This window comes from Pseudomonas sp. CC6-YY-74, from assembly GCF_002025205.1.
GTDB lineage: Bacteria > Pseudomonadota > Gammaproteobacteria > Pseudomonadales > Pseudomonadaceae > Aquipseudomonas > Aquipseudomonas paeninsulae.
In genome coordinates this window covers 228,266-240,792 of record NZ_CP019947.1, presented here as the reverse complement: position 1 = coordinate 240,792, position 12,527 = coordinate 228,266, and the positions used below count along the sequence as shown (strand labels likewise).

At 60.8% G+C, this 12,527-nt stretch carries 12 protein-coding genes; 10 read left to right on the top strand and 2 right to left on the bottom strand.

From position 1 onward, the window contains the following. Window positions 1-21 precede the first annotated feature (21 nt). From B2D37_RS01130 to B2D37_RS01100, 7 genes are all read left to right on the top strand, one after another. Window positions 22-711 (top strand): thermostable hemolysin, encoded by a 690-nt coding sequence (locus B2D37_RS01130; RefSeq protein ID WP_079200995.1) that lies wholly within the window; start codon window positions 22-24, stop codon window positions 709-711. Then, window positions 695-2,167 (top strand): AMP-binding protein, encoded by a 1,473-nt coding sequence (locus B2D37_RS01125; RefSeq protein WP_079200994.1) that lies wholly within the window; start codon window positions 695-697, stop codon window positions 2,165-2,167. Before B2D37_RS01130 ends, B2D37_RS01125 begins: the two co-directional genes overlap by 17 nt. Further along, entirely contained in the window at window positions 2,167-2,826 is a 660-nt protein-coding gene (locus B2D37_RS01120) for a TenA family transcriptional regulator (protein ID WP_079200993.1), read from the top strand. The genes B2D37_RS01125 and B2D37_RS01120 overlap by 1 nt, the downstream gene beginning before the upstream one ends. A gap of 5 nt (window positions 2,827-2,831) precedes the next feature. After that, window positions 2,832-3,656: an SDR family oxidoreductase gene (locus B2D37_RS01115; protein WP_079200992.1), complete on the top strand. Its 825-nt coding sequence runs from the start codon at window positions 2,832-2,834 to the stop codon at window positions 3,654-3,656. A gap of 97 nt (window positions 3,657-3,753) precedes the next feature. Continuing rightward, entirely contained in the window at window positions 3,754-4,404 is a 651-nt protein-coding gene (locus tag B2D37_RS01110; RefSeq protein ID WP_079200991.1) for a tetratricopeptide repeat protein, read from the top strand. Between the two features lie 78 nt (window positions 4,405-4,482). Beyond that, window positions 4,483-5,142: a response regulator transcription factor gene (locus B2D37_RS01105; RefSeq protein ID WP_079200990.1), complete on the top strand. Its 660-nt coding sequence runs from the start codon at window positions 4,483-4,485 to the stop codon at window positions 5,140-5,142. Continuing rightward, a complete protein-coding gene (locus B2D37_RS01100; protein ID WP_079200989.1) occupies window positions 5,142-6,626 on the top strand; it encodes an ATP-binding protein in 1,485 nt (494 codons plus the stop codon). Before B2D37_RS01105 ends, B2D37_RS01100 begins: the two co-directional genes overlap by 1 nt. Before the next feature lie 112 nt (window positions 6,627-6,738). On the opposite strand, the gene B2D37_RS01095 is transcribed toward B2D37_RS01100, so the two are convergent. Further along, entirely contained in the window at window positions 6,739-7,323 is a 585-nt protein-coding gene (locus tag B2D37_RS01095; protein ID WP_079200988.1) for an HD domain-containing protein, read from the bottom strand. Between the two features lies 1 nt (window position 7,324). Beyond that, window positions 7,325-8,452 carry a TauD/TfdA family dioxygenase gene (locus tag B2D37_RS01090; RefSeq protein WP_079200987.1) on the bottom strand — a complete coding sequence of 376 codons (1,128 nt, stop codon included), beginning with the start codon at window positions 8,450-8,452 and terminating at the stop codon, window positions 7,325-7,327. Here B2D37_RS01090 and B2D37_RS22960 point away from each other — a divergent pair. From B2D37_RS22960 to betT, 3 genes are all read left to right on the top strand, one after another. Beyond that, entirely contained in the window at window positions 8,451-8,855 is a 405-nt protein-coding gene (locus B2D37_RS22960; protein WP_177345170.1) for a hypothetical protein, read from the top strand. The two genes, B2D37_RS01090 and B2D37_RS22960, sit on opposite strands and share 2 nt — an antisense overlap. After that, window positions 8,852-9,778: a LysR substrate-binding domain-containing protein gene (locus B2D37_RS01085; RefSeq protein ID WP_079200986.1), complete on the top strand. Its 927-nt coding sequence runs from the start codon at window positions 8,852-8,854 to the stop codon at window positions 9,776-9,778. Before B2D37_RS22960 ends, B2D37_RS01085 begins: the two co-directional genes overlap by 4 nt. A gap of 664 nt (window positions 9,779-10,442) precedes the next feature. Continuing rightward, complete coding sequence (betT, locus tag B2D37_RS01080) at window positions 10,443-12,521, top strand: choline BCCT transporter BetT (protein WP_079200985.1); 2,079 nt, start codon at window positions 10,443-10,445, stop codon at window positions 12,519-12,521. Window positions 12,522-12,527: the final 6 nt, after the last annotated feature.

Genomic DNA, 12,527 nt, shown 5'->3' with positions numbered 1-12,527 from the left:
CCAACAGATGAGGTGCCGCTCATGGAGCTGCCTTGGGTGCAATACGACAATGCGTTGGCTCGAATCGGCCGCGATCAACCGCTGAGCCTGTACCTGGCGCACGCCTCAAGCCCACGCCGGGCGGAACTGGAAGCCTTTATCCACGAGCGCTTCGCGCTGCAGCATGGCGCTCGGGTGAGTCACTTCATGCCTTGCCTGTTCGGCCTGGAGGATGTCGACGGCCAGTTGCTCGGTGCGGTCGGTCTGCGCAGTGGCGCCAATGGCCCACTGTTTCTCGAACGCTACCTGAGCCAATCGATCGAAGGCGTGATCGCAGCCCATCAGCAACACAACCCGCCCAGCCGCCAGCAGATTGTCGAAGTCGGCAACCTGGCCGCCAGCAACCCCGGCGCTGCGCGCCTGCTGATAGTCGCCCTGACCGACCTGCTGGTGGCCATGGGCTTTCGCTGGGTGACGTTCACCGGTACGCCGGGCCTGCTCAACAGCTTCCAGCGCCTGGGCCTGACGCCCTTGCCGTTGGGGCCAGCCAACCCGGACTGCATGGGCACCGAGCTGGCAGATTGGGGCCGCTACTACGACGCCCTACCGCAGGTGATGGCCGGCGACATCTACGCTGGCCATCAACGCCTGCTGCATCTCGGCGTCTATCCGCGCCTGGGCCACCAAGCCTTGTATGCCCTGGAGGGTATGCCCAATGTGGCCTGCAGCTGACAGCCTGTTCGATCAATTGGCCTTGCACGCTGAGCGTATTGCCCTGCGCGAAGGCGCGCGGCAATTGAGCTACCGTCAGTTGCTCGACGAAGTGTCGCGCCGTAGCGCGCGCCTGACGCAGCTTGGCACACGACGCATCGCCCTGGCCCTGGACAATGGCATCGACTGGTTGCTGTGGGATCTGGCCGCGCTCCAGGCCGGCCTGGTCTGCGTGCCGCTGCCCGGTTTCTTCTCCGCCGACCAGCAACGTCATGTGCTCGACAGCGCCGGGGTCGACTGCCTGCTCGGCCAGGACAGCCCCGTGTATCGCGACCTGGGCTTCACTGCTACAGACGCCGGCCTGCTGTTGCGCCCGCAACCCTCGGCCGTCGAACTACCGGCAGGCACCTGCAAGATCACCTACACCTCGGGCACCACCGGCCAACCGAAAGGCGTCTGCCTGGATGCCCACACCCAGCTGCAAGTCGCCCGTAGCCTGGTCAAGGCCAGCGCCGCCTGCCAGGTCGAACGCCACCTGTGCGTGCTGCCACTGGCCACCCTGCTGGAGAACATCGCCGGGGTCTACGCACCGCTGCTGAGCGGCGCCTGTGTCGAGCTGCTGCCGATGGCCGAGGTCGGCCTGCTCGGCGCCAGCCAGTTCGACCTGCCGTGTTTTCTCGGCGCGCTGAACCGCGTGCAGCCCAATAGCCTGATCCTCCTGCCGCAGTTGCTCCTGGCCCTGGTCAGCGCAGCCGAACGCGGCTTGCCACTGCCCGACTCGCTGCGCTTCATTGCAGTGGGCGGCGGCCGGGTGGCGCCGCAACTGCTCGAGCGCGCCGACGCCCTGGGTCTGCCGGTGTTCGAAGGCTATGGCCTGTCCGAATGCGCCTCGGTGGTTTGCCTGAATACCCCGATACAGCGCCGTATCGGCAGCGTCGGCAAGCCACTCGAGCACCTCGAAATCCGTCTCGGCGCCGATCAGGAAGTCCTGGTCAAAGGCCCGCGCCTGCTCGGTTACCTGGACGAGCCGGCAACTCAGGGCGAATGGCTCGGCACTGGCGACCTCGGTCACTTCGAGGAGGGTTTCCTGGTCCTGCACGGGCGCAAGAAGCACCAGTTCATCACCGCCTTCGGCCGCAACGTCAACCCGGAATGGGTCGAGGCCGAGCTGGCCCAGCAGCTGCCGATCGCCCAGGCCTGGCTGCATGGCGAAGCGCTGCCGGCGAATGTCGCGGTGCTGGTGCCACGCTTGCCCACCACCAGCGACCAGCAACTCGCCGCGGCGGTCGAGCAGGTCAACCAGCAGCTCCCCGATTACGCCCGCGTGCACCACTGGCTGCGCGCCGAGCAGCCCTTCAACGCGAGCAACGAGCTGGCCACCAGTAATGGCCGCCTGCGCCGCGCCGCCCTTTGCCAACACTACCAAAGCGCCATCGAACAGCTGATGGCCGATCAATCCAGCTACGGAGACGCCTGATGAAATTCTATGAGTCCCTGCTCGAGCAAACCCGCAGCGAACGCGAATACCTGCTGAGCGCGCCGATCATTCAGCAAGCCATGACCGGCACGGTCAGCCTCGACAGCTATGTGGCCTTCCTCCGCGAGGCTTACCACCACGTCAAGCACACCGTGCCGCTGCTGATGGCCTGTGGCGCGCGCCTGCCGGAGCGCCTGGAGTGGCTGCGCGAGGCGATCGCCGAGTACATCGAGGAGGAATACGGCCACCAGGAATGGGTACTCAACGACATCCGCGCCTGCGGCGGCAACCCCGAGGTGGTACGCGGCGGCGTGCCCAAGCTGGCCACCGAGTTGATGGTCAGCTACGTCTACGACCGCATCACCCGGCATAACCCGGTGAGCTTCTTCGGCATGGTCACTGTCTTGGAAGGCACCAGCATCGCCCTGGCCACTCAGGTCGCCGGGATCATCCAGGACAAGTTGCAACTGCCGAACCAGGCCTTCAGCTACCTGAGTTCCCACGGCAGCCTCGATCTGGAGCACATCGAGTTGCTGAAGCGACTGATGGACCGCCTGGACAACGCCGACGACCAGGCCGCCGTGGTGCACACCGCCAAGGTGGTCTACCGCCTGTATGGCGATGTATTCCGCAGTCTGCCCCTATCCGGTAAGGAGTAATGCGCATGCACCTTAGCGATTGTCGCGCCCTGCTCACCGGTGCCAGCGGCGGCATCGGCCAGGCGCTGGTCGAGCGTCTGGTCTGCGAGGGCGCACGCCTGCTGCTGGTCGGTCGCCAGCTCGAGCCGCTGCAGAACCTGGCCCTGCGCCACCCCGACACGATCACCGTGGTGCAGGCCGATATCAGCCAACGCAGTGGCCGCGAGGCCGTGGTCGCCGCCGCCCAACGCTTCGGCGGGATCAATACCCTGATCAACGCCGCCGGGGTCAATTGCTTCAGCCTGCTCGAGCAACACGACGAGCAGGCCATTGCCGATCTGATCGGCATCAACGTCACCGCCACCCTGCAACTGACCCATCGCCTGCTACCGCTATTGCGCCAGCAGGCCCGAGCACTGGTGATCAACCTGGGCTCGACCTTCGGCTCGATCGGTTATCCGGGCTTCAGCGCCTACTGCGCGAGCAAATTCGCCCTGCGCGGCTTTTCCGAAGCGCTGCGCCGCGAGCTGGCCGACACCCAGATCAAGGTCCTCTACTTCGCCCCACGCGCAACCCGCACCGGCATGAACGCGGCCAACGTGGTGGCGATGAACGACGCGCTCAACGTCAGCATGGACGATCCGCTCAGCGTTGCCGCGCAACTGGTCGAGGCCATCCGCCGCGAACACGAGGAAAGCTACCTGGGCTGGCCGGAAAAACTCTTCGTGCGTCTCAACAGTCTGCTGCCACGGTTGGTCGACCAGGCGCTGCGCAAGCAATTGCCGATCATTCAACGTTTCGCCCGCAGCAAACCCTCAAGTGATAAATCAGCCCCGCGCGCGATTCCCTGACAGCGGCCTGTTGCCACGCCTGGTCGACCAGGCACTGCGCAAGCAATTGCCGATCATTCAACGTTTCGCCCGCTCAAAGCCCTGAAGGAGCCCCACCATGACGTTTGCCCGCACCCTCGTCTGCACCTTGCTCTGCCTGGGCAGCCTGCCCGCCTTCGCCCTCAGCGAACAAGGCCAGCAGCAACTGCAAGCCTTGCAAAGCCGCTGGGCCGAGATCAATTACCAACTGCCGGAAAAACAACGCGAGGCGGCCTTCGCCACACTCGCCGAGCAGGCGCAGCAAGCGCTGAAGGCCGAGCCCGAGGCCGCCGAACTGCTGATCTGGCGCGGCATCATCCTCAGCACCCAAGCCGGCGCCAAAGGTGGGCTGGGCGCGCTGGGCCTGGTCAAGCAGGCCAAGGCCAGCCTCGAACAAGCCCTGGCCGCCGATCCTCAGGCGCTGGCCGGGTCCGCCTACACCAGCCTCGGCAGCCTCTACTATCAGGTGCCGGGCTGGCCGATCGGCTTCGGCGACGACGAAAAAGCCGAAGCCATGCTCAAGCAGGCCCTGGCACTCAACCCCGACGGCATCGACCCCAACTACTTCTACGGCGACTTCCTGCAGCGCAACAAACGCTACGCCGAAGCCAAGCTCGTCCTGGAAAAATCCCTGCAGGCGACCGACCGCCCCGGCCGCGCCAGTGCCGATGCCGGTCGCCGCACCGAGGCGCGTCAGCTGCTCGCTGAAATCGCCAAGAAACTGGAATAACTCCGCCGAGCGGAGTTGAATGGCGACAGATCGCCAGCCGCCTGCGTGCGCATGGCGCCCCCTCGACAAGGAACCCCCATGCGCATTCTGCTGGTCGAAGACGATACCGCCCTCGGTGAAGGCATTCGCACCGCCCTCAAGCCCGAGGGCTACACCGTCGACTGGGTCCAGGACGGCAGCAGTGCCCTGCATGCCCTGACCCATGAAAGCTTCGAACTGGCGATCCTCGACCTCGGCCTGCCGCGCATGGACGGCCTGCAAGTGCTCAAGCACCTGCGCGCCGCCGCCAACCCGGTGCCGGTGCTGGTGCTCACCGCGCGCGACTCGACCAGCGATCGCATCGCCGGGCTGGATGCCGGTGCCGACGATTACTTGGTCAAACCCTTCGATGTCGCCGAACTCAAGGCGCGTTTGCGTGCCCTGCTGCGGCGCAGCTTCAACCGCCCGCAACCGGCCCTGGAGTACCGCGGCATCAGCCTCGACCCGGTCAGCCAGGCCGTGAGTTTTCAAGGGCAAGCGGTCAATCTGCCGCGCAAGGAATTTCTCCTGCTGCACGAACTGCTCGCCCAACCCGGCCGGGTGCTGACCCGCGACAAGCTGCAACAAGCGCTCTACGGCTGGGAAGAGGAGCTGGAAAGCAACGCCCTGGAAGTGCACGTGCATCACCTACGCAAGAAGTTCTTTCCCGAGCTGATCCGCACCGTACGCGGAGTCGGCTATCTGGTGGATAAAGCCTGATGCTGTCGATCCGCGCCCGTACCCTGCTGCTGGTTCTCGGCTTGCTCAGCCTGTCGATGAGCCTGATTTCCTATAAAAGCTACCGCGACGCCCAGCATGAGATCGAAGAGTTGTTCGATGCCCAGCTGGCGCAGACCGCCCGCCTGCTGCAAGGCATGGTCAGCCGCGACATGCCGCCGAGCGCGCGCCAGAGCCTGCAACGTGCGCTGAACCAGGCCATCCTGGCGCAACATGAAGACGGCAGTGACGACACCGCCAGCGGCCACCCCTACGAGGGCAAACTGGCCTTCCAGGTGCTCGATGAACGCGGCCAGATACTCCTGCAGTCGGCCAGCGCGCCGAACGGCGTACTGGAGAAAATGGTCGAAGACCTGGAGCAAACGGACAATTCGCCTCCCGCACTGGCAACCGACGAGCTCCTGGCCCACATCACCGAGCAGCTGGCCGGCTACCACACGGTGACTCTGGGCGACTATCACTGGCGCCTGTTCATCCTGCGCGACCGACTCGATGGCCACTGGATTCTGGTTGGCGAGCGCGAAGACGTGCGTGGCGAACTGGTGGGTAAAGTCGCCCTGCGCAGCCTGCTGCCCGACCTGATCGGCCTGCCCCTGCTCGCCCTGCTGGTATGGCTGGCCATAGGCTGGGGGCTGCGTCCACTGCAACGCATGGCCGAACTGATCAAGGCCCGCGCCCCGGACAATCTGGCGCCCCTGCTGCTGTCGCCGCTACCCGCCGAACTGGAGCCCATGGGCGCCGCACTCAACCGCCTGCTGATGCAGGTCAAGCAACTGCTCAACCAGGAAAAACGTTTCATCGCCGACGCCGCCCACGAACTGCGCACGCCGCTGGCGGTGCTGCGCATTCACGCGCAAAACGCCCTGCAAGCCCCCGACCCGGCCGACCGCAACGACGCACTGCGTCAGCTCGGTGGCGGCGTCGAACGCGCCACCCGGGTCATCACCCAGTTGCTGACCCTGGCCCGCCTCGACCCCAACGTGGTGCAACTGGCGATGGTCAAACTCGACCTGCTCGGCTTCGTCCGCAACGAACTGGCCGAACTCATCCCCCTGGCCCTCGACCGCCAGCAGGACCTCAACCTCGAGGTCGACGAAAGCGCCGACTACCAGCTGCTCGCCGATGGCCCGAGCCTGGGCACCCTGCTGCAAAACCTGGTCAGCAACGCCGTGCAATACACCCCGGCCGGTGGGCGCATCCAGGTGCAACTGCACGCACAGGCCGATGCCGTACTGCTGCGCATCCAAGACAGCGGCCCCGGCGTCGAAGCCGCCCTGCGGGAAAAACTCTTCGAACGCTTCTACCGCCAGGGCAGCGGCCAAGGCGCAGGACTCGGCCTGTCGATAGTGCTGCGCGTGGTCGAACTGCACCGTGGCAGCATCAGCCTCGATGCCTCGCCATTGGGTGGACTGGAAGTCTGCGTGCGGTTGCCGAGGGATGGTCGGGGGCAGCTAAAGAAGGCATAAGCACATGCTCTGCCGAGCATGGACAGTGTGTTGCGTTCAATTGCAGCTCTAAAAAAAAATTGCAGCCCTTCGGGAAAACGCTGCCGGCACATTTGTCAGCAGCACTTCCCTCCTACGCCAACGAAAACTCCGTCATCAAGACTTCGGGGGCAAAAGGCTTACGAGCGAAAATACGTCTAACCATAGGAGCGAAATACTCCAGAGTGGGGGTGGGGTAATCTGGATCAAAAGACGCCTGATCCCAGCGCTCACAGAAGTCCACGCACAGCTGAAAACAAGGATGATCTCTGTACTGATCTCGCTCATTTGGATCACCACCAAAATGGTGCGCATAGTAGAAATTTTGAAACAGCCCGTGGTGATGCAACACCCACGAGACTTCTCCGCGTACATAGGGCCGGATAATCGAGGCGGCGTACTGGGAATGATTGTAGGGAGCCAGATCATCACCCAGGTCATGGATGAGAGCCCCAACGATCATTTCCTCATCGGCGCCATCAGCCTCAGCGCGAGCAGCTGTTTGTAGCGAGTGCTCCAGCCGATTGACCTTGTAGCCGCTAAGCGTTCCGGCCAACCCCTGCAATGCAGTCAAAATACGATCAGCCAGCCCTTTATTGAATTCACGCTCAAGATGTTCGAGGAAGTGATACTCCTCGAAAGTCCCATCTTTCATACGGATAAAATCGACCTGTTGCATCTTAAGCAGCCTCCTCGATTGACTTTAGTCGTTTCGCGATCTCGCTGAAGCGTTCACGCGGCCCATCTAGATCGATGTAGCACCCTTGCAGGTGACGGTGTCCTTCGGTGGGGTCGTAGCTCGTCCGACCGTGCAGGACTCGACTGTTGTCGAACAGCATCAGCTCGCCGGCTTGCAGACGGAATTTGAGTTCGTAGTCCGGGTGGTTGAACAACTCGGCAAGTCGCTTGCGAGCTTTGTGAAATGTTTTCACGTCACGCTCACCCAGCAGTGGCAAGCTATCGAGACGAGGACTGTAGTGCACCCCTAATGTTTTCCCCGCCTCATCGGTGTTGATCATTGGCCGTCGGGTTGTTAACTCAACGCCTTTGTCGACAAAGCGGAAGCGTACAGGCGTGTTTTTAAGCAACAGGTAACCCGCCACGTCTTCGCGCATCAGTGCATCAACGACCTTCACGCTGTCGACCAACGTGGATAGTCCACCCGTTGTCTCATTGACAAGGCAATGCAATAGCTGAATCCCAGGCACCGGATCTCGATAAGGATTATCCGTATGCGGCCCTAATCGAACGCTGCTGTAGGCAAGATCAATAGCCAGTGGCTTTGAATAGACCTCGAAGTATTTTCCGAAATTGGTTTCCTTTACATAACCAAACTTAGCGCCGACATCAAGCACCTGCTCAGGGGTGTTAGGCACGTTGTTTAGTATAATAAAACCGTACTTCAAGTACGCGGTAAGCGCCGCTTCGAACGCACTATCGCTATCGAGCCCACGCCAATCATGCCGCACCAAGCGTTGATCAAGCCCACTGTCCCAACTGACGAGTTCTGGACAGTGATCATCGTCGTGAATTTCAGCCAACAGAACCGCAGTCGAATAAGTGGCGCTGTGGCCGTCACTGAACACTAGGCGCACTAATTCAAGTGAGATTTTCTCTAGGCTCACCAACTCGACCTCAGGATCAATCAGGTGTGAGTCAAAAAGGCGCTGCTTCGTGACCGCATCCGTTGAATCCACGTGCTGAGTTTTTTCTCGGAGCCATAACGCGGGAATGTCGAACTCGCTCGAGTCAGTTAAGAGCTTTACGGACGGAGGCGTTTGCTGGAATTTCAATTCTGAGCGTTGCATGTCGGGTGTCCTGCGCGTTTGTATGCAGCCATTTTTGGAAAAAATGCAGTGGCTGGGAACGCCCCGAATAGGTATTCCAAGCATGAATTTTTCTAATACCGGTTACCTCAAATATCGAAGTGACCACGGGATGCGTGACCCGGCATCAGGAGCCGGAAAGGCACTGAAAGACGAAACACTCAGTCCAGAAAACGCTAAACAAAGCAGAGCCTTATGCATGATTTTTCTTCGCGTACCGGTTAAATCGACGGTTGTTGGTTGGGGCGTGGCAGCGAACAAAATTGTGTGTGAGGATGACCGCACAGTTATTGTTTTGGGTGTCGGTTCGAGCCCAAGACTAGCCAGCTACAGGGCTGGGGGATACGTACCAGAATCTTATGCGGGGCATGCAAAAAACTTATGAGCAGCGAAAAAAAAAGGGTTCCTGCAATGAAGTCGTTGCTCGCATTTGAGGCAGCGGTAAGGCTGGGTTCAATGACCGCTGCGGCAAAGGAAATAGGAACCACCCAGCCCGCAATTTCGCAGCAAATACGGAGCCTAGAGGAGTCTGTGGGCGGTGCGTTGCTGGATCGATCCGGCAATCAACTCAGGCCCACCGAAGGCGGCCAGCGTCTTTATCACGACATCTCGCCCTTGTTATCGAATCTGCATTCGGCGTTAGAGCGCGTCCAGTCCGGGTTCTCCAATCATGTGCCCTTGATCACGATTGCGGCTAATTTTGGTTTTTCACACCTCTGGTTGCTGCCTCGGCTGCAAACACTCAAAGAGACCTTCCCTGGTTTGCGTTTCCAGGTGCTGCCGATAGACCAGCACGACAGCTCCAATCTTCACGATGTGGACATTGCTATCAGCTTCGGTAAGCGAAATTCGCAGATGGGAACTGAGATCACGCTTGCGCCCGAGTTAGTCTTTCCAGTCTGCAGTCCAGCGTTTGCCAGACGACATGGCTTGGGCCAGATTATTACCCGAAAGGACTTGGGGTCAGTCGTGCTGCTGCATATGGATGAACGCAATCCTCGATGGCTGGATTGGACAAGGTGGGCGGAATCGGCTGGCTTTGGGATCATTGATGAGAAGAGCAGCTTCACTTTTAACAATTACCCCTTGTTATTAAACGCCGCCATACAAGGCCAAGGACTCACGCTGGCATGGGGTGCATTGGTGGAACAAGCGGTGAATGATGGACGGCTACTGCGGTTGGGGCCTACGGTTTTGCGAGAGGATCACGGATATATCCTCCGCACACGTCACCAACAAAACTCGGTTATAAGGCCTGTAATTGAATGGTTCAAATCCTCCTTGGAGGATTCGAACTCTACGGACTGATGCTGTTTGATCACCTGCGATTGCATCTCCAATGCACGCACGGAACGCAGATAGTTAATGAGTTCATCCACGCAGTATTGCCCTTGTTGACCGACCACCTACAGCCGGGTCGTTTCCGCTCATTGGTGACCGGGACTAACTCCGGATGCACCCTGGTAGATTGTCTCTGGAATATGGTTTCAGCCTTCACTGCCGCGTTATCGCGCCGCAGGATTGCTGAGCCGCTCCGTACAGACGTCCCGCACGCATTCGCGCAGCCAGCGATGCGCTGTCCTTGTCTGGTTTCTGCACGAAGCGCAGCCGACTGATTCCCCCCGTGCTGTGCACCGATGCGGGGAGGTGCTGGCTTACAACCAAGGGCCAGCTTGGGTCACATGATTAAGGCGCTCCAGGTTTGAGCAGGGCGAGCTCTTCGTGTCTGCACAAGCTCTTGGCTCATGTTCTGGGTCGATAATTTGCCGGCTTTCTAGCGGCGGGTAGTACAAGCAGCCCGCACGCGCCTGCGAGCCATTCGCCATGGCTGGCGAATCTTGACTATCGTTAGGTCTGTTACCGGGCTGTCGTCCGGGGCGTTTTTCCGAGTGCCAGCGTGAGCCGATCTGACCTGACAACCGTTGGTCATGCCTAGGCTGCAGGGCACGGGCTTCTGCTTAGGGAGACTGGCATGTCGAACGAATCTGAGAGCACGCAAGCGACACCAGCTGAACCAAAGGACCGCATCAACCCGATCGTCTTCTACGGCTCTGCCATCGGGATCGTGACCTTTGCCCTCTGGACCATGCTGTTCACCCAGTCGGCCAATGCTGTGATCAATACCATCCTGGCCTGGATATCCGACACCTTTGGCTGGTTCTATTTCGTTTCGGTGGTGGCGTATTTGCTGTTCGTCATCTGTATTGGCCTGTCGCGCTTCGGTAATCTGAAGCTCGGCCCGGCCCACTCTACCCCTGACTTCAATGTGGTCACCTGGGCGGCCATGTTGTTCTCCGCGGGCATCGGCATCGATCTGCTGTTCTTCTGCATCGCCGAGCCGGTGACGCAATTTTTAGCGCCGCCAGTGGGTGAAGGCGGTACTGTCGAAGCCGCTCGCCATGCCATGGAGCTGACGTTCCTGCATTGGGGGGTTTCGGGGTGGGGTGTCTACACGCTGGTCGGTATGTCGCTGGCCTTCTTCAGCTATCGACATGGCCTGCCGCTGACCATCCGCTCGGCGCTATACCCGATCTTCGGCAAACGCATCAATGGTGTCATCGGCCACACGGTGGATATCGCCGCCGTGCTGGGTACGGTCTTCGGTATCGCGACCAGCCTGGGCATCGGCATCATCCAGCTCAATTTCGGCCTCAACTACATGTTCGATGTTCCCGAGGGCACGCTCACCCAGGCGGTGCTGGCGGTGCTGATCGTGGTGTTTTCCGCCATCTCGGCGGTAACCGGGGTCGATAAGGGCATTCGCCGCCTGTCCGAGTTCAACATGCTGTTGGCCATGCTCTTGCTGCTGTTTGTGCTGTTCTCCGGTAAGACCCTGTTCCTGCTCAACACCCTGGTGCTGAACATTGGTGATTACCTCAGTCACTTTGCCAGCCTGTCGCTGAACACCTACGCCTTCAATCCGCCAACCGACTGGCTGAATGCCTGGACGGTATTTTTCTGGGCCTGGTGGATCGCCTGGGGGCCTTTTGTGGGATTGTTTTTGGCCCGCATTTCCCGCGGTCGGACCATCCGCCAGTTTGTCGCCGGCACCCTGATCCTGCCGCTGACGTTCATGATGGCGTGGATGTCGATCATGGGTAATAGCGCTATCGATCTGGTGATGACCGGTAGCGGCGTCGCGGAGTTTGGTGTGCAAGCGATGAACAATCCGGGCTCGTCGATTTACCTGTTTTTGCAGAGTTTTCCCTGGGCGGGTTTGACCACGGTGGTGGTGACCATTCTGGCCATCGTCTTCTTCGTCACCTCGGGCGACTCCGGCTCGCTGGTCTTGTCCAACCTGACCTCGGTGCTGCGCGACCCTAACAGCGATGCGCCGGCCTGGATGCGAGTGCTCTGGGCCGCGATCATTGGCGTGTTGACCCTGGCCTTGTTGATGGCCGGCGGCCTCGGCGCGCTGCAAGGCACCGTAGTGATCATGGGCCTGCCCTTTGCGCTGACGCTGTTTTTGATGATGCTGGGGCTGTACAAGGCCTTGAAGATCGAAGGGCTCAAGGAAGACAGTTTTCGCGGCAGCATGGCCGGCTACCTGTCCGGACGCACCATGCTTGATGAAGGCGGCGCGCATAACTGGCGGCAGCGGCTGGCCCGGGCGATGAGCTTCCCTAGTCACGAACAGGTGCAACGTTTCCTGCGCGAGGTCGGCAAGCCGGCGATGGAGTCGATTCATGAGGTGCTGGCCGAGAAAGGCTTCAAGGTGGAGGTCGTCGAGGTGACGGGCGAAGACGAGCACCTTGAGCTTAACGTGGACCTGGGCGGCGAGCAGGATTTCACCTACCAGATCTGGCCGCGGCGGTGTGCCATGCCGGCATTTGCCATGCGCGCGACCCGTGCCGGCGCGCACTATTACCGCCAGGAAGTCCACATTGGCGAGGGCGGCCAAGGCTACGATCTGGCCGGTTATACCAAGGAGCAGGTGATCGGCGACATTCTCGATCAATACGAGCGGCACATGTTCTTCCTGCATACCCAGCGGGAGATGCCGGGCCGCGAGACCAGGATGCCCGACGATCCCGCCTCTGCCGGTCGCTAACGCCAA